The following is a 23,879-nucleotide window of genomic DNA, read 5'->3' on the forward strand; positions in this document are numbered from 1 at the left end:
GCGCGCGCAGGATCTGCTGCGCCTTTTCGTCGCCGTGCTCGCTGGTCAGGTCGGTGGAGCCGACCATGTCGGTGAAGACGATGGCGATGGTGCTGCCGGAGATTTTCTGCGTCTTGGGAGTGTTCCAGTCCTCGACGACCATTCCCAGATTGTCGAACGGCCGCGCGGTGCCGGACAGCAGCACGGTCATGGCCTCGCGCCCGTGCTGCACCATCTGGCTGTAGCGATCCTCGGCGAGGTAATTCTTGAGTTTGCTCACGAAGGAGTCGGCGAGGGCCGAACGCGTTCCCATGATTTCCACGGTGTCGCGCAGGAGGCGCTGGAACTCGGGATAAGTCAGCCCCTTGTCGCGCGCGAGGATTTCGCAGACGCCAGCAAGATAGAGATTGATGCCGAACCGGTTATAGGTATCGAGGCGCGGGCGGATGTCCTTGAGGGCCGAGACATAGCCGCCAAGGAACGTGTTGATGGCGTTACGCGCGGCCTCGAACTCAGGTCGAACTTTCTGTGCATTGTCGCTTTCTTTGTCTTTTCCTCCTTCTTTCTTTTCTGACTTTCCGCTATCTTTCTTATTGTTTGAATCGGATTTACTCTCCTTCTTGTCCTTTTTATTCTTTTCCTTTCCTTCCCCTTTTTCGTCTTTGGCCTTTTCCGCACCCTTCTTGTTTCTGTCCCGGGTGTCCTCCTTGGATTTTTCCGTCTCGCCCGGTGGTTCCGCCTGCTGGTCCGCGGCAACGTCCGCCGTCCGGTCTTCGGTCTTGGCGCTCGGCTCTGCCGCGGTGGCCTCGGCCTCCGAGGCGGCGTCGGCGGCGGTGGACGGCGGCGGCGCGGCGGTGTCGGCGGCGCCCGTCTGGAGGGCCGGTTCGGACGGCCCAGGCCCCGCGCGCCCCGAGGCTGTTGGCCCGCCTTTCTGTCCGGCTTGGCCTTCCGGGGTCGGTGCGGCCGAGCCGCGCCGACGGCGCCGACCACCGCCGTCGAACAGATCGTACAGCGGCACGAACCGGGCCGTCAGAACGAATCCGCTGGTCAGGAACAGGACCATGAACACGGCGAACAGGGTGTTCGACAGCACCAGGCCACTGATCACCACGCCGAAGCTGCGCAACAGGTTGATGACGACCGGGATCAAGGCCGTTCCGGTGGTGGCGATGACCAGACTGCCGACCACCACCAGCAGGACGCGCGCCGCGAAGTCCTTGGTGGAAATCGTCCGCCTGGGCCGCTCCCCCGCCGAATCGGACCCATAGGCCTCCAGGCCGGGCGGCATCAGCGCATGGGGCCGATCCCCTTGCGCCCCCACCGGCGAGCCCCACTCGGTGATCCCACGGGCCTTGCGCTCGCGCGCGGCGCGGCGGAGTTCCATGGCCCTTGGGCTCATGAAGATGGTCTGGTCGGTGTAGCGATCGGTCTCGGCGTCGTACGTCTCGCGCACAACCTTGGTCGGCCGGCCCAAATGCTGGTCCAGTCCACGCGCCTCCTCCAGCGCGTGATCCTTGTCCGCGCTGACATGCCGCGTATGCAGGACCCACCCGCTGCTTTCCAGGGTGTAGATTTCGTAATGGGTGATCGTCGGCATTCGGTTTCTTCCGGGGCGGCCGGCATCCCTAAACGCCGGAAACGCGGCCAACAGTCGCCGGCCGGCGCAGGGACCTGCGCGCAAGGTACGGCCTCAGCGGCCCGCGAACAATAGCCGATGCACCGCAAACGTGGGGGCCTTGCGCAACAGTGGCGGCACTTGACAGGAATGCAGGAATGCTTCCCAGTGTCGCCTGAACACCGGACCGTCGGTGCGCCCCCGTGAAAGGCCGTGTCGGCCGGACCGTCATCCGGGGATAGGCCGGCATCGCCGCGCCCCGGCGGGCGGGGCTCTGGGTCGCGCAAGCGAGGGAGGGACGCGTCAGGCATGGCGGACAGGCTTGACACCGAAGCGGACGCGGCCGACGCGGCCGATGCTCCATCGGAGGCCCATCCCCTTCAGCGCGCCCTGCGCCTGTTTGCCGCCGGAGACGACGCCGGCGTTTTGGCGCTGGGCGACGATGTGGCCGGCGCGCTGCCCCCCGGCGAGCGTGGCGAGATGCTCCGCGTGCTGGGCTTGGCCGCTCTGCGTCAGGGGGATGCACCGGCGGCGCGTCGCTGGTTGACCCAGGCCCGAGCGGACCTCGGCGAGACGGACACCGCCTTGACGGTGGCGCTCGGCGGGGCGTGCCTGGCCGACGGCGCCGCCGGCACGGCCGAGGCCCATTTTCGCCACGCCCTGGCCCAATCCCCTGACGCGATCGGCGCGTGTGTCGGCCTGGCCTGTGCGCTGCACCGCCAGAACGATCGCAGCCGGGCGCTGGACGCCTGGCGTCACGCCATGGCGGCCATGGTCTCCCACATGCCGCCCGGGTCCGACCCCTGGATGCTGGGTCTGGCGGGCGAGTTCGGGCGCGAGCCGGTGCTGGACATGGTCCGGGCGCTGTATGACCGGGGCGACCCGTCCGGCGCCGATCGGCTGCTGGGGCGTCTGGAAAACTTGTTCCCGACCGACCGAAGCATCCAGGCCGTGCGGCGCGTGCTGCCGAGGGGGGGCGAGGCGCCGCGCCCGCCGGAGCCGGACGCGGAACCGGACGACACGGTCGAAGTGCCCGTTCCTCCTCCTCCTCCTCCTCCTCCTCCGCCGCCGCCGCCGCCCGAACCGGAGCCCGCGCCACCGCCGAGTCCACTTGAAGACGAGGCCGAGGACGAACCACCGGCACCGCACGCCCTGCTGCACCAGGCGGAGGAAGCGAGCCGCGCCGGGCAGCGCGACAAGGCGCGATCGTTGTACCACCAGGTCGGCGCCCTGGCGGTCGACCCGGCGCGTCCGCTCGATGATGACCTGGCCGCGCTGGCCCTGGATGCCGCCGAGGCGCTGCGCCGGCTGGGCGACCCCGGCCCGGCCGCCGACCTGCTGGAGCGGCTGGCCGACCACCGCCCGGACGATCCGGAGATCGCCCGCCAGTGGGCCCTGGCCCTGGCGGCCCTGGGCAAGACCGACGTCGCCCTGGCCGCGCTCAACCGGGTGGCCCGCCTGCCGGGCGTGAGGCCACACGGGCCGATGCGGCTGTTGCAGGCCTCATTGCTCCGCCGCGCCGGGCGCCTGGACGAAGCGGCCGCCGCCGCCCGTCACGCCATCGCCGCCATGCCGGCCGAGGCCGAGCCGCACCGCCTGCTGGCCCGCATCCTGGCGCGGGACGGGCGACTCGACGAAGCCGTCGCGGCCTGCCATGCCGCGCTGCTGCGCGACCCGACGCTGAAGTGGTGTCATGGCCTGATCGCCCGCGCGCTGGAAGCGCGCAACCAGATCGATCCGGCGATCGATCACTACGCCCGGATGCTGTCCATCGATCCCGACAACATCGACACGCACTTGGCGCTCGCGCTGGCGCTGTTGCGGCGCGGCGACGGGTCGGACGGCTGGGACGAGTACGAATGGCGCGTGCTGCGCACCGACCGGCCGGCGGAGTCGTTCGACCAAGCGCCCTGGGATGGCGGCCCCCTGAACGCCGAAGGGGATGCGGGAAAGGGCGGCGGACGCCTGCTCGTCTGGCACGAGCGGCAGAGCGTGGTCGAGGAGCTGATGTTCCTGCGACTCGCCCCGGCGGCGGCGGCGGCGGCCGGGGGCGGGCTGGTGCTGGAGGTGGATGCCCGGCTCGTGCCGCTGCTGGCGCGCGGCCTGCCCGACGCGACCGTGGTGCCGGCGGCCGACCCGCCGGCCGAGGAAACCCGCGCACCGGATATCGCCGCTCAGATCCCGTTCGGCAGTCTGGCGCGGCTGGTGGCGCCCGACCCGTCCACGGCCATCACGGACGGGCCGACCATCGCCGCCGACGACGCCCGCGTGAGCGCGCTGCGCGACCGCTATCTGGCGGACGCCGGCGCCGACTCCACGCTCCTGGTGGGCCTCTGCTGGCAGCCCCTGGACGCCGAGACCCGCCGCGACCGGGTCGTGCCGCTGGACGCCTGGGCGCCGGTGTTCGCCATCCCGGGCCTGCGCTTCGTCTCCCTGCAGCCCGGCGCGACGGCCGAGGACCTGGACCGCCTGCGCGCCGACGAGGGCGTGGACGTCCTGCTGGACCCGGAGATCGACGGCCGCGCGGACCTGGAGGGGCTGGCGGCGCAGATCGCCGCCATGGACATCGTCATCAGCGCCGATTCCCTGACCGCGCACCTGGCGGGCGCCCTGGCCGTGCCCGGGATCCTGCTGCTGCCGTACGCGGCGGAATGGCGGTGGGGCCTGGCGGGCACGCGGTGCGCCTGGTATCCGCGCCTGCAGTTGGCGCGCCAGACGGTGCCGGAGGACTGGAGCGGCCCCATTCTCCGCGTGGCCAAGGCCCTGCGACACTACCGCGACGCGGCCCGCGCCGCCGAAAGGCCCCCGTCATGACACCAACCGCGACCGATCCCCTGGTTCAGCGTCTGTGCAGCCGGGTGGCCGTGCTTCGGGGCCTGGATCCGGCGACGGTGCGGGCCACACCGTTGTCCGACGGCGCCGGTTGGCCCCGGTTCGTGGTCGAGGTCAAGGACCGGGACGTGTCCCTTGTGGTCCGCCTGCCGAACGCCCCCGTCGGCGCCGAGACGCCGGCCCCGTCCCACGCCGCCGGGGCCGGCGCGTCCTACGTGGACGAAGCCGATACCCTGGCGCAGGTCGCGCCCCTCGGGCTGGCGCCGATGACCCTGCAACTCGAGCCGGCGGACGGGCTGTGGGTCTACCCCCTCTGGTCCGGCACGCCGGTCAGCACCGAACCCCTGCGCGACCCGGAGCGTCTGGCGCGCATCGGCCGCGCCTTCCGGCTGCTGCACATCAGCGGCCTGACGCTGCGGGGGCAGCACGATCCGTTCGACGGCATGGACACCGACGCGCTGTGGACGCGCGACACCGCGCTCGACCTGCCACCGGACAGCCTGAACGCGGTCGCCGAGGCGGCCGCCCGCAGCCGCGACGCACTGCAACGGGGTCCGGCCGCACCGGCCCCGTGCCTCAACGCGCCCGGACCGGAGGCCTGTTTCGACACCGGCACGCGGGTGATGTTCGTCGACTGGCTGGGCGCGGCCATGGGCGACCCGCACATCGAGTTGGCCCGGCTGATCGAGCGGGCCGGGCTCGGCCCGGAACAGGTCGCGGCCCTGCTGGACGCCTATTTCGGTGCCGGCGCGGGTGGTTCGGCGCGCGACCGTGTGACCGTGGCCCAGTTGCCGGCGGCATACCGGCGCCTGCTCGACCTGCGCCGCGCCGTCGCGGACGCGCCGGCGGAGACGGAGACGGAAACAGCCGACCCGCGCCAGAGACTGCGCCACCAGGTCGAGGCGTGCCAGGCGATGATCGACAGCCCCGCCTGGACCGAGGCCATGGAGCGCCTGAACGCCAAGCGTCCCCGCACGGCGCGCCGCTCCTGAGGTGGGGGGAGGCCAAGCTTTTTATGAGTCATAGATGAAGGTCGACCATGAATACGAAGCGGTATGTTTGTTGCCGGTGCGCGCGTTGCCTTCCGTCCTAGATCTCAGCACGCACGGGAGGACGGCTTTCTAGAGCAGATCGCGATCAATCTGAATCACCTCGTGCTTCAGATTGATCCGTGAATCTGCTCTATATCAAATATTTAGGGCGGATTCACGCGTCCCACTTGCGCTGCGGAGCGGGCCAGGTGGGAGGCGATCCGCCCTAGGCTGGCGCATCACTAATACCCGGCGACGATTGGATTGACTCGTCCGGGCGGTCGCTTCGGGGCGCCGGTGATGCCGAGTGTTTGTTTTTTTTTCGCTGCGGCGCCCCTTCGGGGCGCGCGGCTCCGCGGCCCCGGCCGCCCAAAGGGCGGCCAAACTTTGTCGGCGCCGCGAAGCGGCGCCGTGGGCGCCGGCCCCAGTTTGGTTGAAGCTGGCATCGCGAAGCGATGTCAGGTGCGCGCGGGCCGTCCGACGAATGAAGTCAGTTCATTCGTCGGACGGTATAAGACACAGGGCCGGGGATCGCTGGGTCGACCGGATGGAACGGAGGCACGTTGGTCTCATGTTGAAAGGCGCTTTGGTACTCACGGGGGGGCGCCTGACGGCTGGCCTTGTTCGGATTGCCCGCAATATTTTGTTGGCCCGCCTGATCGGTGTCGAGGACTACGGAGTTGCCGGTACTTTTGTCATTACGTTCACCCTAGTTTTGATGATGGCTGATATGGCGTTCGATCGCTTTGCCATCCAGCATCGCAGCGGTGACACTCCGCGGTTCATTTCAGTACTCCATACCCTGACGCTTGCCCGGGCCGTGCTGATTGCCGGCCTCGTTTATGTCAGTGCCGACCTGTTGGCTCGCCTGTACAGCCAGCCCGAACTGACCTGGGCGTACCAGACCATTGCAGTTGTTCCAGTTTTGCTGGCGTTCCTTCATTTGGACATCACACGCGAGCAGCGCGACATGCGCTTCTATAAGCACGCAATAGTCGAAATTGTGGGCGCCGCCGCTCCGACTGTCTTGTTGTGGCCTCTTGCGCTTTGGTTGGGGGATTTCCGTGTCATCCTGTGGCTCATTGCCATCGAGTGCATGGCCCGGGTCGCGGTGAGCCATTGGCTGGCGGATCGCCCCTACCGGCTGGGTTGGGAATTTGATATCGCAAAAAGCGCGTTTGTATTCGGGATTCCACTTATTTTTAGCAGTCTTCTGGGGTTCATATCGATGAACGGTGACCGCATTTTGGTCGCCAACCAATTCACGGCTCATGACCTTGGGCTGTTTACCGCGACATTGACGCTTTTCTTGGTGCCGATTCAGTTTGCCATGAGCGTTGTCAATAGCTTGTTTCTCCCCATGTTGGCGCGGGAGCGGGATAATCCACGGCGCTTTGAGCAGCAGGCCTCCGTTGTGCTTCAGGCGATGACCTTGGCGGGGGCGGGCGTCACCGCGGGTATTGCCATGGTGGGCGTCCCCCTGCTTCTGTTGACTTTCGGATCCGACTATGCGGAAGCGTCATCTCTGATTCTGCCCATCGGGCTCATGGTGGGCTTGTTTCTTGCCCGCACCGGCCCAAACGTCATCGCGCTGTCTCGCGGACGGACGAAGCTGATCCTTGTGGGAAGCATTGTTCGCGTGCTGGCGCTGCCGGTCGCGGTCGGCGTTGCTCTTGCTGGCGGCGACATCCGTGACATTGTGCTGGTCGGTGCGGTCGGGGAAGGCGGGGCCTTGGCGGTTATGCTGGGCCTGTTATCGCGCCGGCTCAGCCTTCAAGCGCGCCTCAAGGACTGCCGAATGGTTCTTGTGTTCGGACTTGGGCTTTTGCTCATTCTCCTCTTGGCGGATAGGACGGCCCTGCCGTCTGATGTGGGCAAGGCGACGGCGGTGGCGCTGCTACTTGCGATGGTCGCCGTCAGCCACGCCCTACGTCGCTGGGTGATTGGGGGGCTTGCTCGGCGGTTGCGTGGCTAAGGGGAAATGCGCGCGCTTCGATCGATGTTCCGTTCTTCCTGCCCGCCCCCCTCCCCGTCGTCCACGCCAGTCTTCTTGCGAGGGCAGGGTGGAGAGGCGTGGCCTAGTGTAGAACGGACCGACGCAGACAGGTCGCTGAGGCAAACTGATCCGCCACTGGTATTCGCCCGCATCGGCAGGGGAATCGCTTGAACGCACTATGAGTGGCCGCAAAGGGCATCGCACATGTAATCGTTAGACCGCGCGGCCATTTTGCGTGTGACTTTGAGGCTGTGTCGATGCCTGTCTTTCACGGCCTCCGAAGTGGACTGCCGGGAGCCCCAGGCGCGAGCCTGACACCCTCCCCTGGATCTATCATATTCACACTTCTCCGCCAGCTCGTAGGGTGCGTCTGACCGCCGCGAATGCGGCGGGCGACGCACCGCCTCGTGGCCTTCGCGGCCACCTGGTGCGTCGTCGGCGGCGTCGCCTCCAGACGCACCCTACGACGGCTGCGAACAGGACCATGACTCGTCATTGCGAACCCTCGTCGCAAGACGAGGGTTCGCAATGACGAGTCACATCGTCGCGCGAGCAAAGGGCTCCCGCTTCGGCGGAAAGAAGTGTGAATATGATAACCCCGGAGGGGGGAGGAGAGCAGGCCGGAACCGGCCGCAACCGGTGTTCTCCCTCCATCCTGAGAATTGCTGGCGATGGCCCCGTTTGATTGACGTCCTGGGGACACATGTGCTGTTATAACACATGACCCGTCATGGTCGTTTTTGCCGACCCGGGACACGATGTGAAGAGTACCCGACGCCGAGCGTCAATGGTGGCCATCCAGGCCGAGCCGTTCGTGGCCTGGACAGGCGGGCGGCTCCGCCAGCGTTCCGAACAAGGCGCTGGCAAACAAAGCGGGCGCCACCATCTCCTCTCATTCAGGCCGTGCTCGAGGGAGCGCACGGTTTGCGATGGGAGCGCAACAAGGCCCGGCCCGGGGCCGGACGTGCGGTCGGCGCACCGGCCGGCGATAGCATCGCAGCCGACGCGAATCGATTGTTTAAGGAGTGGGGATTAACCGATGAACCACATGGACACCGCGGACACGCTTCTGCCGCCGCGCCAGACCGGTCGGGCCGGCGACGTCGACAAGTACGTCGGCCAACGCATCCGCGAACGCCGCGTGATGCTGGGCCTCAGCCAACAGCAGATGGCCGACATGATCGGCGTGACCTACCAGCAGGCGCACAAGTACGAGCGCGGCATCAACCGCATCTCCGCCGGCCGCCTGTTCGAGATCGCCCAGGTCCTGAATGTGCCGATCGGCTTCTTCTTCGACGGCCTCGAAAAGGACGGCGCGCCCGAGATGCAAGGCCGTCAGCGCCGATGCCTGGAACTGGCCCGCAACTTCGCCATGATCCGGGACGAGCGGCACCAGGATGCCATCAGCCAACTCGCCCGCGCCCTGGCGACCGATCCGTAGGCGTGTCGTCCTCCGGATGACCGCCGACCCGCGTCACGACTCCGGGTGGTCGTGGGAGAGTCGCTCGCGCAGGTCCGCGACCTCCTGACGCAAGGCCCGCACCTCGGCCAGGATTTCCTGGTTCGCGACGTCGCTTGTCACGCGGTGAGCCTCGGCTGCGTCGTCTTCCTCTTTGTGGGCGACCTGCATCGCATCGACAATGATGCCGATGAACAGGTTGAGGATGGCGAAGCTCGTGGACACGATGAACGGCACGAAAAACAGCCACGCATAGGGGTAGGTGTCCATCACCGGCCGGACGATGCCCATCGACCAGCTTTCCAGGGTCATGACCTGGAACAGGGTGTACATCGACGCACCGATGGTCCCGAACCATTCCGGAAAGGTGTCGCCGAACAGCTTGGTGGACAGAACGGAGCCCACATAGAACACCAGCAGGATGATGGCCCCGACCGACATCAGGCCGGGCACCGAGGCCAGCAGCGCCCCGACCACCCGCCGCATCGCCGGCACGACCGACATCAGCCGCAACACGCGCAGGATGCGCAACGCGCGCAGCACCGCCAGCGGCCCGGAGTTGGGGATCAGCGATAGCCCGACGATCACGAAATCAAAGACGTTCCATCCGCTGCGAAAGAACGCCGCCCGCCGGTACAACAGCTTGCCGCCGATCTCGACCACGAACACGGCCAGCACCAGGGCGTCGAAGGTCAGCAAGGCGGGGCCAACGGCGGCCATCACCGCGTCACTCGTCTCCAACCCCAGCGAAATGCCATTCAGGATGATCAGGGTGATGATCATGCGCTGAAAGCGCGGCCCTTCCACCAGGCGCCCCAGCGTCTCGATCCATCCGGCCCGGCGCTCCGCCGACGGTGCAGTCTTCGTCATCTGTGTGTTCCAGAAGCCCCGGTCTCCAGCCACGGCGGCAGGTCGTCCAGGGCCGCCATCTCCGCCACCGTGGGCCGGCGCCGCACCACGTGGAAGCGGTCGCCGTTCACCAGCACCTCCGGCACCAGCGGCCGGCCATTGTACTGGTTGGCCATGACGGCGCCATAGGCGCCGGCGGTCATGAACGCGATCAGGTCCCCCGCCACCAGCGGCGGCAATGAGACATCGCGGGCGAAGGTGTCGGTGGTCTCGCAGACGGGGCCGACCACGTCGATCAGGCCGCGTTCGGCGTCCGGTGGCGCCTGCCGGACCGGCCAGATCTCGTGCTCGGCCTCGTACAGGGCCGGGCGCATCAGGTCGTTCATGGCCGCGTCGACGATGGCGAAGGCCCGTGTGATGCCGTCCTTGCGGTAGATGACCCGGGACAGCAGCACGCCCGCGTTGCCGGCGATGGCGCGTCCCGGTTCGATGGTCAGGGCGCAACCGAGATCGCCCACCGTACGGCGCACCACGTCGGCGTAGGCGGTGGGCGGCGGCGGGCTGTTGTCGCCATGGCGGTAAGGCACACCCAGGCCCCCGCCCAGGTCGAGTCGCTCGACCGTTACGCCGTCGGCGCGCAACAGGGCCACCAGGTCGCGCACCTTCAGGAACGCCGACTCGAACGGCGCCAGGTCCAGGATTTGCGAGCCGATGTGCAGGGCGATGCCCTTCAGGGCGATGCCCTCCAGGGTCATGGCGCGGCGGAACACGCGGCGGGCGCTGGTCCATTCGATACCGAACTTGTTCTCCGCCTTGCCGGTGGTGATCTTGTGGTGCGTGGCGGCGTCCACGTCCGGGTTGATGCGGATGGCCACCGGGGCCCGCACGCCAAGCTCCCGCGCCACGGCGTCCAGCGCCTCCAGCTCCGGTTCGCTTTCCACGTTGATCTGGTGCACGCCGGCCTGGAGGGCGGCGGTCATCTCCGCCGCCGTCTTGCCGACGCCGGAAAAGACGATGCGCTCGGCCGGCGCGCCGGCGGCCAGGGCCAGCGCCAGTTCCCCGCCCGAGACCACGTCCACGCCCGCGCCCAGGCCGGTCACCAGGCGCAGCACGGCCGTGTTGCCGTTGGCCTTCATGGCGAAGCAGACCATGGCGCCCAGGCCGGCGAACGCCTCCGTGAAGGCACGGACGTGACGCGTCAGCGTGGCGGTGGAATAGACATAGCAGGGCGTGCCGACCTGCTCGGCGATGGTGGACACGGGGACGTCCTCGGCGTGCAGCAGGCCGTCCCTGTAGCTGAAATGATGCATGGACTCGGGGCCTCAACTGGGCGGGGCGGAGCGCCGGCGGTCCTCGTCACGGGGCGCCGGCGGTGGCAGGGTGGGCGCGCGAGGCGCCGTCTCGGGGGTCACCGGCGCCGGATAGCTGCGCGGATAGGTGCTGTCCTCCGGCGGCAGGTTGGGCGCCTTGCGGCCGCAGGCGGTCAGTCCGATGGCGAGGGCGATCGCGACCCCCCCCAGCCATGCGACACGGTGCGCCCTCATGGGGCCGTCTCCCCCTCAAGGAACCGCCGGCGAGCGGCGGCGCAGGCTTCGCGCACGCGGTCCGGGGCGGTGCCGCCGAGGCTGGTGCGCGCGGCGGCCGAGCCGGCCGGGTCGAGCCGCAGGTCGGCGGTCAGGCGCGGCTCGACCGACTGGAGGTCGGCCAGCGACAGGTCTTCCAGGCCGACGCCCTTGTCCTCCGCCAGCTTGACGATGGCGCCCGTGGCGTGGTGGGCGTCGCGGAACGGCATCCCGACCTCGCGCACCAGCCAATCGGCGATGTCGGTGGCGGTGGAGAAGCCGGCGCCGGCGGCCGCCGCCAGCCGCTCCCGATTCACCGTCAGGTCGGCGATCATGCCGGCCATGGCCGCCAGGCACAGTTCCAGCGTGTCCACGGTCTCGAACAGCGGTTCCTTGTCCTCCTGCATGTCCTTCGAATAGGCCAGCGGCAGGCCCTTCATGACGATCAGCAGACCGTTCAGGTGGCCGATGACGCGCCCGGTCTTGGCGCGCACCAGTTCCGCCGCGTCCGGGTTGCGCTTCTGCGGCATGATCGAGCTGCCGGTGGTGAAGCGGTCGGACAGCGACACGAACCCGAACTGGGCGCTGGTCCAGATCACCAGTTCCTCGGCCAGGCGCGACAGGTGGACGGCGCACAGGCTGGCGGCGGCCATGACCTCAATGGCGAAGTCGCGGTCGGAGACGGCGTCCAGGCTGTTGGCCGCCGGGCGGTCGAACCCCAGCAGGCCCGCCGTCATGGCGCGGTCGATGGGAAAGCCGGTGCCGGCCAGCGCGGCGGCGCCCAGCGGGCATTCGTTCAGCCGCGCGCGGGCGTCGCGCAGCCGCCCCCGGTCGCGGCCGAACATTTCCACATAGGCCAGCATGTGGTGGCCAAAGGTCACCGGCTGGGCGCATTGCAGGTGGGTGAAGCCGGGCATGACGGCGTCGGCGTGGGCCTCGGCCTGCGCGATCAGGGCCGCCTGCACCGCCGCCATGCGATCGTCCAGCATGTCGACGGCGTCGCGGGTCCACAGCTTGAAGTCCGTGGCCACCTGATCGTTGCGTGAGCGCGCCGTGTGCAGCCGTCCCGCCGCCGGGCCGATGATCTCGCGCAGGCGGGCCTCCACGTTCATGTGGATGTCCTCCAGCGCCGTGCTGAAGGTGAAGCGGCCGTCGATGATCTCTTGCAGAACCTGGTCCAGCCCGGCCAAGATAGCCTCGCCGTCGTCGCGGGAGAGGATCCCGGTCTCCATCAGCATCCGGCAGTGCGCCTTCGACCCGGCGATGTCCTGTCGGTAGAGGCGCTTGTCGAAGTCGATCGAGGCGTTGATGCGCTCCATCACCGCCGCCGGGCCGGCGGCGAAGCGCCCGCCCCACATGCTGCTGCGGCCGCCGTTCGTCTCCTGCGTCCGCGTGTCGTCGGAACCCTTCACGTCCATTCGGGACCACCCACCTTGAAAGTCTCTACGCGCAAGCCCCAGGGCTCGAAGCCGGGAAACCAGACGCGGTCTCTGATCATCCTGGCCATCATCATCATCGTCGTCACCGTTGCAAGCGCCGGCCTGATCGTTCCGAACGTCACCAGCGACTATGTGGTCGGCGGGCGCGGCGCCGTGGCCATGCTCTCTTCGATGGAGTTGCAGCGGCCCGACCTCGCCGTGCGCGGCGCGCCGTTCCAGGACGAGCAGGGGCGCACGGTCACGCTGGAGGACTTTCGCGGCAAGATCGTTGTCCTGAACTTCTGGGCCACCTGGTGCCCGCCGTGCGTGAAGGAAATGCCGGGGCTTGACGCGTTGCAGGCCACCCTGGGCGGGCCGCACTTCGCCGTCGTCCCGGTGTCCACCGATCGGCTGAGCATGGCGGAGATCCAGGACTTCGCCAACCGGCAGGGATGGCTCGACCTGCCCTTGTACCACGACGCGGACAAGGGGCTGTCGCAGGCCATGCAGGTGGGCGGGCTGCCGACCACGTATGTTCTGGACGAGGCCGGCCGCCTGCTCGGCCAGCACGCCGGCATGATCGATTGGACGTACGAGGCGCTTGTGACCAAGCTGCGCCAGCGGGTGGAGGCCCTGGAGGGGGCCGAAGCCGGGAGTTGAGTGGGCGGGCCTACAGCGGCTTGCCGATCCGAAGGCTCCAGCCGCGTCGCACAGCCCAGCGGGCGACCAGGACCGCGCCGACGATGCCGATCAGGCTGCCCACCAGCACGTCCGACAGGTAGTGCACGGTCACGAACAGGCGACTCGAGGCCACCAGCACGCCGACACAAACCCACGTCGGCCAGTGGCGCGGAAACAGGACCATCAGCATGGTCATGGCCGCCCAGATGGTCTGGGAGTGCCCGGAGGGGAAACTGGCCGCCGCCGCCTCGAACGCCAGAGGGTCGAACCCGTACGCTTCCTCGCGGAACAGCTTCACCGGGCGCAGCCGGCCGATCAGGTGCTTCAGCACCGTCACCACCAGGCCGGTGGCCGCCTGGGCCAGCAGGAACGCCATCCAGGCGCGGGCGATATCGCGCCAGCGCGCCCAGGTCGCGCCGGTCAGGGCGCAGACGCCGCGGGCGTGGCTCCAGCCCCACGCGGCAAGCCCTAACAGGTACCAGTACAGGGCGGTGCCGACCTCCGTCTTTCGATCTCTCGGCGTGACCCCGCTCATCGACCACTGGCATCGCTTCCAGCGGTCTGCATGAACCGCCGTATACGGAACCGTACGCACGGTGGTGTGGGAGGAGGGGAACCGCAAGGTCTCCTCCGACCCGATGCGAGTCACGTCGTTGCGCGAGCGAAGGGCTCCCGCTTCGGCGGGAAGAAGTTTGAATACGATAGAGGAAATGGGGAGGGTCGGGGTGGGGGCTTGTCCCGCCCCGTCGGCTCGCGCGGACGTGGACGGTTCCGTGCGAAAACGATAGGCCCCTCACCCGGCCGACCGGATGTCCGCCGGGCGCACCATGGGGGTTCGCGCCACCTCGATGCGGTCGCGGCCGCCGCGTTTCGCGGCGTACATGGCGTCGTCGGCGGCCTTCAGGGCGGCGTCGACGTCGTCGTGGGCGGACAGGTCGGCCACGCCCAGACTCGCGGTGACGGTCAGGTGCTCGCCGGAGGAGACCTCGAACGGCGCCCGGCGGATGGCGGTCAGCATCCGCTCGGTCGCGGCCATCGCGTCGTCCAGGGTGGCCTGGTTGAGCAGCACGGCGAACTCCTCGCCGCCCAGCCGGGCCACCGTGTCCGTGGCGCGGGCGACGCCCGTCAAGCGTCCGGCCAGCTCGCGGAGCACGGCATCGCCGGCCGCGTGGCCGTAGGTGTCGTTGATGGCCTTGAAGTGGTCGATGTCCAGAACGACCAGCGCCGCCTTGACCCCGTACCGCTTGGCGATGGCCATCACCTCGCCGGCGGTGGCCATGAACGCCCGCCGGTTCTTCAGGCGGGTCAACGGATCGTGATGGGCGAGATAGGCGGCTTCCTCGAGCAGTTCCCGATTGCGCTCCGTTTCCCGGACGAACCGTTCCCGAACCTGGTTGTAGAAATAGGCGACGTGGCCGGCGTCGGTTTCCTGTTCGACCTCGACGGGGACCGAGAACGCGCCCTGCTCGCCCTGCTGTTGGAGCTGGTGCAGCAGGTCGACCATGGCCGAGCCGGCGCCGTGCTCGGCGATGTTCAGGCCGATGCGTTCGTCCTCCGGCGCGACGCGGAATTTCACCAGGGGGCTGGCCAGGACAAGCACCGCCCCGGCGCCGCCGAAGGCGAACAGGGCGATGGTGCCGGCCCCCAAAAGCTGCACGCCGATCCACTCCAGGCGGCCGTCCAGCAAGGGGGGAATCGTCTCCGGCATGGCGAATGCCGGCAAGAGGACGGTGCCGACAACGCCGGCGAACAGATGCACCGGAATGGCGCCGACCGGGTCGTCGATGCGCAGCCGCTCCAGCAGCCGCACCCCGCCCACCGCCACCACCGCGCCCAGAACGCCGAGCGCCATGGCGCCCAGGGGCCGCACCACGGCGCACCCGGCGGTGATGGCCACCAGGCCGCCGAGCATCCCCGTGAGGATGTCGGTCGCCAGCGGCTTGCGCCCGCGGAGCCAGGCCAGGACGATGATGGCGACGATGCCCACCGCCGCGCCGATGGCCGTGTTGACCAGCACCAGCGGCACCTGGCGTTCGAAATCGGTGGCGCCGCCGCTGTTGAAGCCGAACCACCCGAACATGAGCAGGACCGCCCCCAGCGCCGAGACCGCCAGGTTGTCCCCGTCGATGGGCCGCCCCGGCCCGTCGAAACGCCCCAGGCGCGGCCCGATCTTCAGCACGGCGGCCAAGGCGATGGCCCCGCCCACGGCGTGGACCACGCTGCTGCCGGCGAAGTCGTGGAAGCCCATCGCGCGCAGCCATCCATCCTCGGCCCAGGCCCAGTGGCCGCTGACCGGGTAGACCAGCACGCTCATGGTGGTGGCCAGCAGCAGGTAGCCGGCGAAGCTGGTGCGTTCCGAGACCGCGCCGGCGACGATGGTGATCGCCGTGCCGCAGAACATGGCCTGGAACAGCGCCTCCAGCAGCGCGCCCGGCTCGCCGTCGATCAGGACCGACGGACCCCAGCCGATGACACCCTGCCAGCCGGCCCCGAACATCAGCGCATGGCCGACCAGCATGTACATGAACAGGGTGGTGCCCAGGTCGGCCACGTTCTTGATGGCCACGCTGACCGAGTTCTTGTTGCGGACCAGTCCGGCCTCGTAGCACGTGAATCCGGCCTGCATCAGCAGAACCAGGAACGTGCACAGGGCCAGCCAGATCAGGTGTTGGTCGGACATGCGGGCGACTGCCTTTGGGCTGGGCAGCAGAAGATGAATGCCCACACAGGCGCCAGTCGACCAAGAATGTCAAGGCGGCCGGATTGCATAGAATGAGTCTAGCGCCCGTATTGCGCGTCCTGGTCGTCCTCCCGGTCCCCGGCGTTTTCGACGGAAGAGCCCGCGGTTCAGATGGGGGCGGGGCGTTCCGTGTGCCCATGCAGAAGGGCGCGCAAGGTGGCCAGGCGGGAGGCGCGCGCGTGCGAGCGGCCGGACTGACATCGCCGCGCCTGGTCGAGCAGGTTGGCGCCCACCCGGATGATGTGGGCCACCGTGTCCGGGTGACGCGCCCCATGATCAAGGACGCGGTCCATCAGCTTGAGGACATCGAAGTACAGCGAGTCGGCCGATGCGCACGGGTCGTCATCGGCCAGGGCCGGCATGATCCAGCTCAGGGACTCGGTGTGGGCATGGACGAAGGCTCTGTAGGCCTCGACCTCCTGTACCAGAAAACCGAGTTCGTTGACGGCTGTCTGGTCCGGACAGGATCGGCGTTGCAGGGTATCCATGACGTTCTTCAGCCGCGCCACCATGCGATTGTGGTGCAGGTTCAGCTTGGCGGCCACATTGCTGCGCTCGGTGCCCCTCATGGCAGCGCCCCCTTTTCTGTCCGTGCCGCCCGCCGGTCATCGCGCGTGGCGCCAAGACCCATGTCCGCGTTCGGACATCCGCCGGGCCGGTGACCCGAGCGTTCGCCATGGCGTTGCGGGGCTGTTCCCACGGGTCCGAGCGATCGGCCCGGTCCGACTGCGACAGTTCGGATCATGCGCCACAGCCGGTTTCCATGTCATGAAGATCCGTCAATCGGTTTGACTCAATTCAACCGCACGCATTGCGGTGACCAAGGAGGGTTTCCCTTGATGGCCGCCGCATGGGTCCGCTTGGTGGATCGCCGGCTGGGGGATGGCGCGACGCCATAGCATCGCACGGCCGCGCACGGGAGGAGGGGCAAGCCAGCCCCCTCCCCATGCCTCCCCGTAAACGGGTCGGCCTTGCGGCCAGTGCTCTCTTGGTGGTCCCGTCCGGGGGAGCGGTGAAAGGGATGCCCTGCGATCAATGAATTGAGTACCCCAGCGCAACGGCGGTTTCCCCAAGCTCGCGGCGCAAGAGATCGACGGCATCGCCCGGCATGGCTTTCCAATTGTCGCGGCTCGGGCGGAAGCCGGAAATGCCACGCACCTGGGGGTCCTCATTGCCGAAGTTGTGGCTACCTTGATGGTGCTCCAGCATTTGATGGTCAAATGGTTCGTCGAGGAAGGTGCACAGCTCGGCCAGGATGCTCTCCGGATTTTCGGTTAGGGCCTCATACTTGATGGCGTGACTCACCGACGGGTGCTGTTCTTGAAATGCGCGCATCCGGTTGATACTCGTAGCAACATAGGCTGCATTGCCCGCCAGCCTCGGCTGATCCGGTGGCCCCAAATTCCAGCCCAGACCCTCGATGGAATGAATGATACCGCCTTGACCTGGACCTGCGACCTTGGCCGCCCCAGGTATGCCCTTGCGCGCCGAAAATACCAGCTAAGGTTCACGGCTGTAAACTGATGCAGCGCGGGCTGGCGCCCGACCGGGCATGGCCATCGGCCATCAACGGGCGTAGCCCCTGGTGGAACGCCGGGGCGAGCCACATGAAACAGGCGGTGCCGACATCCGTCTTTCGATCTCTTGGGCTGACCCCGCTCATCGACCACTGGCACCGCTTCCAGCGGTCTGCATGACCCGCCGTGTAAGGAACCGTACGCACGGTGGTGTGGGAGGAGGGGAACCGCGAGGTCCCCTCCGACCCGATACGGGTTTCGTGCGGGCTTCTGGCCCCGGGGTCCGTCTCAGCGATGGAACCCCCTTCACCTGATTGCCCGGAATCAAACTGACGGCCATCGACGATACAAATTCGGGGAGTCATCCGTTCGCGACCGCCGAACGGCCGCGACGCACCGGACCGTGGCGCGATACGCACTCAGGCCACATCGTCGAGCGCGGTGGCCGCCCCGCCGAAGGGGTCGACAAGGATCTCAAGGCCGTTTTGACGTCCGGCGGTGCCAGGGGCGCCAACCGCCCGATTGGCGGTCCGGTAGGTCTCGATCGCGCGCTGTGTTTCCAGCGCCGTCAGGCCCATTCCCGCCGCATTCTCCGGCGCCGCCGCCCCCCCAATCCGGTGGTTGAGCAATTGCGCCAGAAACCCCAGCGCGCCGGCCAACAGGGCCGTGCGTCCGGCGGTCAGGGTGCGCAGAAGGCCGCCCGGCTCTTCGGGTTCAAACGGCGTGCGAGGCGCGTCGTCCCACGACGCGGTGCCATCGGAGTCGGGACCCTGGGGCCGCCTCGTCGGGCGGTCGGATGCGCGCGTGCGGATGGGGCGGGCGATGCCGGTGACGGGGACAGCCTGGGACGCCGGCTGGCGCGGTGTCGTGACGCCGGGTTGCACGATGCTGCCGTGCTGAACCGTGAGCCCGGCGGCTATCCAGGGCGGTCCTGCCATGTCACCGTTCCGTTATTCCCGCGCTGCCCCGGTCAACCGGACCCGTGACCAGGGCCAACCTCGCGACATTCTTGCACACAAGGAACGATATGGACACGGCCGATCAAGGCCTCAAGCGGCGCCGGCCGGGTGTCTTGGCGTTTTCCCGGCGGGGTCAGCCCGCCAGCTCGCGCGAGCGGCGGGCGGCGGCGGCCACGGCGCGGGCCATCAGGGGCGACAGCCCGTCCGAGTCGGCCATCAGGACTTCCAGAGCTGCCGCCGTGGTGCCGCCGGGGCTCGTTACGTTGCGGCGCAGGTCCGCCGGGTCCTCCGGCGCGGCGTCCATCAGGGCGCCGGCGCCGCTGACCGTGGTGCGCGCCAGCCGGACCGCCAGGTCCGGCGGCAGGCCCGCCTCCTCGCCCGCGCGGGCCAGGCATTCCGTCAGCCAGAACACATAAGCCGGGCCGCTGCCCGACACCGCCGTGACGGCGTCCATGGCCGTCTCGCCCTCGATCCACGCCACGTCGCCCACGGCCCGCAGCAGGGCGTCGCAGGTGATCCGTTCGGCGTCGGTGACGGGAGCGTTGGCGCAGGCCACCGTCATGCCGCGATGCACCGCCGCCGGCGTGTTCGGCATGGCGCGGACCACGGGCGTGCCGACGCCGAAGGCGGCCTCGAAGCCGGCGATCGCCCGCCCGGCGGCCACCGACAGAACCACCGTCCCGCCGCCGCCGAGCGCCTGATATGTCGGCATGACCGCGTCCATCATCTGGGGCTTGACCGCCAATACCAGGACGTCCGGACGCGGCGCGTCGGTCAGCGCGGCGCCGTCCGCGACGGTGCGCACGCCCCGGGGGCCTTCGCTCACGGCCGGGTCGATGATCGTGAGATGATCCGGGGCCACGCCGCGGTCGAGCCATCCGCTCAGCAACGCGCCGCCCATGCGACCGCTTCCGACCAGCCACACGCGCGCGGCGGCCAGGGCGGCCCGGGCCAGATCCGCGCTTTCGCCCGACGGCCCGGTCATGGGCTCAGGCCTCGCCGACCGTATCCAGCATGGCGGCGGCGATGGCCTCGGCCGGGCTCTTGCCGCCCCAGATGACGAACTGGAAGGCCGGGTAGAAGCGGTCGCACTCGGAGACGGCGATCTCCATCAGGTCGCGCACCTCCTCGGCGGCGATGCGGCGCTCGGCCAGCAGGACGGTGTGGCGGAACATCGGCGAGCCCTCGTCGCTCCACAGGGCGAAATGGCCCAGCCACAGGCGCTCGTTCAGGTGCGCCAGCAACTCGTAGACCGACGTGCGGCGCCCGTCCGGCACGCGCATGTCGAACGCGCACGACAGGTGCAGCGCCCCCAGTTCCTCCGACCACGCCAGGAACAGGCCCAGGGTGCACCACTGGCTGGGCACCTCCACCACCATCTCGTCCTCGCCGCGCCGGTCGAACACCCAATCCTTCACCGAAAGGAACTGTTCGATCATGTCGAGGGGATTGGTGGGGGTGTTTTCGACACGAATGGTCGACGTGGTCATAGCGCCCTCCCAGACTCTGCGGACTTCCTCATGTTCGGAAGTCCTGGGCGATCGCGGCGAGCGGATCCTGGATCATCGTGCCCATGGGTGGGCTCACACTCGCACGGCCGTTCGCCGCCACCGGTCGCGGGACCCACATCCCCGGGGGCTCCCAACATGTGGGGCCTGCCCACGCCCGGATCCACAACAGCACCTTGCCAAACCGGTTCGACACTGGCAAGGCCCAGCGTTCGCTTCCCCGCATGAAAAGATCATGACCCAGCAAACGCGACTCCAACGTCCGGTTAGCAGGCAAAAGGGGGGCGGCGCAAGGCTTGTGCGCTATATCCTTTGGGGGATTTCCGCCTCAAAGCCCCAGATAGGCGGTCTTGACGCGCTCGTTTTCAAGCAGCGCACGGCCGGCGTCGTCCAGCACCACGCTTCCGGTCTCCAGCACATAGCCCCGGTCGGCGATGCCCAGCGCGGCGTAGGCGTTCTGTTCCACCAGGAAGATGGTGGTCCCTTGCGACTTGAGCAACTTGACGGTGTCGAAGATCTCGCTCACCAGCAACGGCGCCAGCCCCATGGATGGTTCGTCCAGCAACAGCAGGCGCGGCCGCGACATCAGCGCCCGCGAGATGGCCAGCATCTGCTGCTGACCGCCGGACAGGGTGCCGGCCGACTGCTTGCGCTTTTCCTTCAGGATGGGGAAGCGCGTGTACATGCGGTCCAGGTCGTCGGCGACCTTCGGGCCGCGCCGGCGGTAGGCACCGAGGCGCAGGTTGTCCTCGACCGACAGCGGGCCGAACATCTGCCGACCCTCCGGCACCTGGGCGATGCCCAGCTTGACCCGCCGATGCGACGGCGCGCGGGTGATGTCCTGGCCCTCGAACACAATGCGTCCGGCGCTGACAGGCTGCACGCCGGAGAGACAGCGCAGCAGCGTGGTCTTGCCGGCGCCGTTGGCGCCGACCAGCGCCACCAGTTCGCCCTCGCCGATGGTCAGGTCGACGCTGTCCAGCGCCTGGATGCGGCCGTAGTGGCTGGACAGCCCCTCGATGTGCAGCATGGCGCGGCCTCTCCCTCACACCTGGCCCAGGTAGGCGGCGACCACGGCCGGGTTGTTGCGCACCGCGTCCGGCGTGCCCTCGGCCAGCTTGCGGCCGTGGTCGAGCACGAGGATGTGATCGGAGATGCCCATCACCAGCTTCATGTCGTGCTCCACCAGCACCACGGTCACGCCGGCGCGGGCCACCGTGGCGATGACGTCGTCGATTTCCTTGGTCTCGCGCGCGTTCAGGCCGGCGGCCGGCTCGTCCAGCAGCAACAGGCGGGGCTCGGATGCCAGGGCGCGGGCGATCTCCAGGCGTTTCAGGGCGCCGTAGGGCAGGGCGCTGGCGTCGGCGTCGATCGCCCCGCCCAGGCCGACCAGGTCCATCAGTTCGATACAGCGCTTGCGGGCCGCCTTGTCCGCCCGCGTGATCATCGGCAGCCGCAGCATACAGGCCAGAAGATTGCGGTTCAGGTGCAGGTGACGGCCGACCATGACGTTCTCGATGGCCGTCATGTTCATCATGATGCGCAGGTTCTGGAAGGTGCGCGACAGGCCCATGCGGGCGAGATCGTGCGGGCGCTTGCCGGCGATTTGTGCGTCGTCCAGATAGATCGCCCCGGCGCTGGGGCGGTACAGCCCGGTGATGAGGTTGAACAGGGTGGTTTTGCCGGCCCCATTGGGGCCGATGATCGAGTGGATGGTGCCTTCCGAGATCTCGAAGTCCAGCTCCTGGATGGCCTGCACGCCGCCGAACTGGATACTCAGGTTTTCCACGCGCAACAGACTCATCGGCGCGCCCCCCGGCGCCGCGCCAGTCCGGTCAGGGTGGGCACCAGGCCCCGGGGCATGAAGATCATCACCGCCATCATGATCAGGCCCAGGATCATGTGCTCGTAGCTGGCGAAATCGGCCAGAAGCTGCGGCAACAGGGTCAGCACCGCCGCGCCCACGACGGCGCCGAAGGTCGAGGCCATGCCGCCGAACACGACCATGGTCACGAACAGGATGGAGTGGAAGAAGCTGGCTTTCTCGGGCGTGACGAACTCCGAGAAGTGCGCCGCCAGCGAGCCGGCCACCGACGCCATGACGGCGGAGATCACGAACACCATCACCTTGTAGCGGGTGGTGTCGACGCCGGCCACCTCCGCCGCCACCTCGGCGCCGTGCAGGCCGCGCAGGGCGCGCCCGACCGGGCTGTCGATGATGTTGAGCGAGATCCATACCGCCAGCACCAGAAACGCGGCGACGATCCAGTACCAAATCGGGCCGCCGTACAGTTCGACGCCCCAGACCTCCAGCGGTGGCACGTACATGCCGTCCGGGCCGCCGGTCAGCCAGGCCTCGCGGCTGATGACGATGTTGATGATCACGCCCACGCCCAGCGTTGCCATGGCCAGGTAGTGCCCGGACAGGCGCAGGATGGGCCGGGCGATGATATAGGCCAGCAGGCCGACCCCCAGCGCCCCCAGTGGCATGGCCAGTGCCCCGTGCAGGCCGTAACGCGCCGTCAGGATGGCCGAGGCATAGGCGCCCAAGGCGAAAAACCCGGCGTGCCCCAGGCTGATCTGCCCGGCGTAACCGATCAGCAGGTTGAGGCCCACCACGACGATGGCGTTGATGCCGATGGTGATGGCCACGTCGTACTGGTAGTTGTTGGCCAGAAGCAGGGGCAGGGCGGCGATGATGACGATCAACGCCCCCATGCCGCCGATGCGTTCCGACATCAGCACCTGCATTGGCGTCGCCCGGGTGCCCAGGCGTCGCGTGTAGGTCTGCTTCTTGCGGTGCTTGCTGTAGCCGCTGGGCCTGATGTCCGCCATGGTCCGCCGCTCCCTACACGCGCTCGGTGCCGCGCTTGCCGAACAGGCCCTGCGGCATCAGGAACAGCACGCCGAGAATGACCACGAAGGCCATGGCGTCCTTGTAGTCCGACGAGATGTATCCGGCCCCCAGGCTCTCGATCAGGCCCAGCAGCAGGCCGCCGACGATGGCGCCCAGGCCGCTGCCCAGGCCGCCCAGAATGGCGGCCGCGAAGCCCTTCAAGCCCAGCATGATGCCCACCTCGAAGTGGGTGGCGGTGATGGGGGCGATCAGGATGCCCGCCACGGCCCCCAGCAGCGCCGACAGGCCGAAGCTCAACAGCAGCACGAAATTGACGTTGACGCCCATCAGCCGCGCCGCCAGCCGGTTGTGGCTGGTGGCCAGGATCGCCTTGCCCAGGATCGTGAAGTGAAAGAACAGGTGCAGCGCCAAGACGACGGCGGCCGTGACACCGAGAATCCACAGGCTCTGCGGCATGATGGTCGCGCCCAGCAGCTCCAGCGGCTCGTTGCCGGAGAACGCCGGCACCGCGTGCAGGTCCTTGCCCAGGGTGACGCTGGTCAGCCCGCGCAGGAAAATGCCGGCGCCGATGGTGATGATGATCAGGGTCACCACGTTGGCGTCACGCACCGGCTCGATCGCCAGTTTCTCCAGGGCGAGGCCAACCACCACCGTTGCCGCCACCGCGCCGGCGATGGCCAGCGGCAGGTCGATGCCATGGCTGAGCAAGAGCCAGGTGATCATGCCGCCCAGCATCACGAACTCGCCCTGGGCGAAGTTGATGACGTGGCTGGCGTTGTAGATCAGGGCGAATCCAAGCGCCACGAGGGCATAGATCGCGCCGCTGGTGATGCCTGAAAACAGGAACTGTAGAAGTTCGACGAACGCGGGGGGCAT

General features: G+C 68.3%; 20 protein-coding genes and 1 pseudogene. 5 read left to right on the forward strand and 16 right to left on the reverse strand.

Going from position 1 to position 23,879, the window contains the following annotated elements; translation table 11 throughout:
- Positions 1-1,363, reverse strand: a pseudogene (locus tag Q0309_RS11915) (hypothetical protein); the annotation flags it as partial.
- Positions 1,364-1,903: 540 nt separating this feature from the next.
- Here Q0309_RS11915 and Q0309_RS11920 point away from each other — a divergent pair.
- The 4 genes from Q0309_RS11920 (at position 1,904) to Q0309_RS11935 (ending at position 8,894) form a co-directional block, all read left to right on the forward strand.
- The gene (locus Q0309_RS11920; protein ID WP_299441049.1) at positions 1,904-4,408 is read left to right on the forward strand and encodes a tetratricopeptide repeat protein; all 2,505 of its coding nucleotides are present in this window, start codon (positions 1,904-1,906) and stop codon (positions 4,406-4,408) included.
- Entirely contained in the window at positions 4,405-5,418 is a 1,014-nt protein-coding gene (locus Q0309_RS11925) for a phosphotransferase (protein ID WP_299441052.1), read from the forward strand. Before Q0309_RS11920 ends, Q0309_RS11925 begins: the two co-directional genes overlap by 4 nt.
- A gap of 610 nt (positions 5,419-6,028) precedes the next feature.
- Complete coding sequence (locus tag Q0309_RS11930; RefSeq protein WP_299441055.1) at positions 6,029-7,432, forward strand: oligosaccharide flippase family protein; 1,404 nt, start codon at positions 6,029-6,031, stop codon at positions 7,430-7,432.
- A gap of 1,069 nt (positions 7,433-8,501) precedes the next feature.
- Positions 8,502-8,894, forward strand: coding sequence for a helix-turn-helix transcriptional regulator (locus tag Q0309_RS11935; protein WP_299441058.1), 393 nt, complete (start codon positions 8,502-8,504; stop codon positions 8,892-8,894).
- A 33-nt stretch (positions 8,895-8,927) separates the two neighbouring features.
- Here the strand turns inward: Q0309_RS11935 and Q0309_RS11940 are convergent, their stop codons facing one another.
- The 4 genes from Q0309_RS11940 to argH are packed head-to-tail and all read right to left on the reverse strand — an operon-like array spanning position 8,928 to position 12,741.
- Positions 8,928-9,782, reverse strand: coding sequence for an ion transporter (locus Q0309_RS11940; protein ID WP_299441061.1), 855 nt, complete (start codon positions 9,780-9,782; stop codon positions 8,928-8,930).
- Positions 9,779-11,071, reverse strand: coding sequence for a diaminopimelate decarboxylase (lysA, locus tag Q0309_RS11945; RefSeq protein ID WP_299441064.1), 1,293 nt, complete (start codon positions 11,069-11,071; stop codon positions 9,779-9,781). Before lysA ends, Q0309_RS11940 begins: the two co-directional genes overlap by 4 nt.
- 12 nt (positions 11,072-11,083) lie before the next feature.
- Positions 11,084-11,305: a hypothetical protein gene (locus Q0309_RS11950; RefSeq protein WP_299441067.1), complete on the reverse strand. Its 222-nt coding sequence runs from the start codon at positions 11,303-11,305 to the stop codon at positions 11,084-11,086.
- Entirely contained in the window at positions 11,302-12,741 is a 1,440-nt protein-coding gene (argH, locus tag Q0309_RS11955; RefSeq protein WP_299441070.1) for an argininosuccinate lyase, read from the reverse strand. The genes Q0309_RS11950 and argH overlap by 4 nt, the downstream gene beginning before the upstream one ends.
- Before the next feature lie 15 nt (positions 12,742-12,756).
- On the opposite strand from argH, the gene Q0309_RS11960 reads away from it, so the two are divergent.
- Positions 12,757-13,401: a TlpA disulfide reductase family protein gene (locus Q0309_RS11960; protein WP_299441073.1), complete on the forward strand. Its 645-nt coding sequence runs from the start codon at positions 12,757-12,759 to the stop codon at positions 13,399-13,401.
- A 10-nt stretch (positions 13,402-13,411) separates the two neighbouring features.
- On the opposite strand, the gene Q0309_RS11965 is transcribed toward Q0309_RS11960, so the two are convergent.
- The 11 genes from Q0309_RS11965 to Q0309_RS12015 all read right to left on the reverse strand — a co-directional run bounded on the left by Q0309_RS11965 (position 13,412) and on the right by Q0309_RS12015 (position 23,879).
- Complete coding sequence (locus Q0309_RS11965) at positions 13,412-13,957, reverse strand: phosphatase PAP2 family protein (RefSeq protein WP_299441076.1); 546 nt, start codon at positions 13,955-13,957, stop codon at positions 13,412-13,414.
- Between the two features lie 258 nt (positions 13,958-14,215).
- A complete protein-coding gene (gene amt, locus Q0309_RS11970; RefSeq protein ID WP_299441079.1) occupies positions 14,216-16,102 on the reverse strand; it encodes an ammonium transporter in 1,887 nt (628 codons plus the stop codon).
- A 167-nt stretch (positions 16,103-16,269) separates the two neighbouring features.
- Positions 16,270-16,731, reverse strand: coding sequence for a hypothetical protein (locus Q0309_RS11975; RefSeq protein ID WP_299441082.1), 462 nt, complete (start codon positions 16,729-16,731; stop codon positions 16,270-16,272).
- A 463-nt stretch (positions 16,732-17,194) separates the two neighbouring features.
- Positions 17,195-17,497 carry a hypothetical protein gene (locus Q0309_RS11980; protein ID WP_299441085.1) on the reverse strand — a complete coding sequence of 101 codons (303 nt, stop codon included), beginning with the start codon at positions 17,495-17,497 and terminating at the stop codon, positions 17,195-17,197.
- A gap of 601 nt (positions 17,498-18,098) precedes the next feature.
- The gene (locus Q0309_RS11985; RefSeq protein ID WP_299441088.1) at positions 18,099-18,617 is read right to left on the reverse strand and encodes a hypothetical protein; all 519 of its coding nucleotides are present in this window, start codon (positions 18,615-18,617) and stop codon (positions 18,099-18,101) included.
- 154 nt (positions 18,618-18,771) lie between these two features.
- Positions 18,772-19,623: a pyrroline-5-carboxylate reductase gene (gene proC / locus Q0309_RS11990; protein ID WP_299441092.1), complete on the reverse strand. Its 852-nt coding sequence runs from the start codon at positions 19,621-19,623 to the stop codon at positions 18,772-18,774.
- Positions 19,624-19,627: 4 nt separating this feature from the next.
- Positions 19,628-20,128, reverse strand: coding sequence for a YbjN domain-containing protein (locus Q0309_RS11995; RefSeq protein WP_299441095.1), 501 nt, complete (start codon positions 20,126-20,128; stop codon positions 19,628-19,630).
- Between the two features lie 346 nt (positions 20,129-20,474).
- A complete protein-coding gene (locus Q0309_RS12000; RefSeq protein WP_299441098.1) occupies positions 20,475-21,176 on the reverse strand; it encodes an ABC transporter ATP-binding protein in 702 nt (233 codons plus the stop codon).
- Positions 21,177-21,191: 15 nt separating this feature from the next.
- Positions 21,192-21,950: an ABC transporter ATP-binding protein gene (locus Q0309_RS12005; protein ID WP_299441101.1), complete on the reverse strand. Its 759-nt coding sequence runs from the start codon at positions 21,948-21,950 to the stop codon at positions 21,192-21,194.
- A complete protein-coding gene (locus Q0309_RS12010; RefSeq protein WP_366940608.1) occupies positions 21,947-22,981 on the reverse strand; it encodes a branched-chain amino acid ABC transporter permease in 1,035 nt (344 codons plus the stop codon). The genes Q0309_RS12005 and Q0309_RS12010 overlap by 4 nt, the downstream gene beginning before the upstream one ends.
- A 13-nt stretch (positions 22,982-22,994) precedes the next feature.
- The gene (locus tag Q0309_RS12015) at positions 22,995-23,879 is read right to left on the reverse strand and encodes a branched-chain amino acid ABC transporter permease (protein WP_299441104.1); all 885 of its coding nucleotides are present in this window, start codon (positions 23,877-23,879) and stop codon (positions 22,995-22,997) included.

The organism is uncultured Rhodospira sp. (genome assembly GCF_937138205.1).
In the GTDB taxonomy this organism is placed as follows: domain Bacteria; phylum Pseudomonadota; class Alphaproteobacteria; order Rhodospirillales; family Rhodospirillaceae; genus Rhodospira.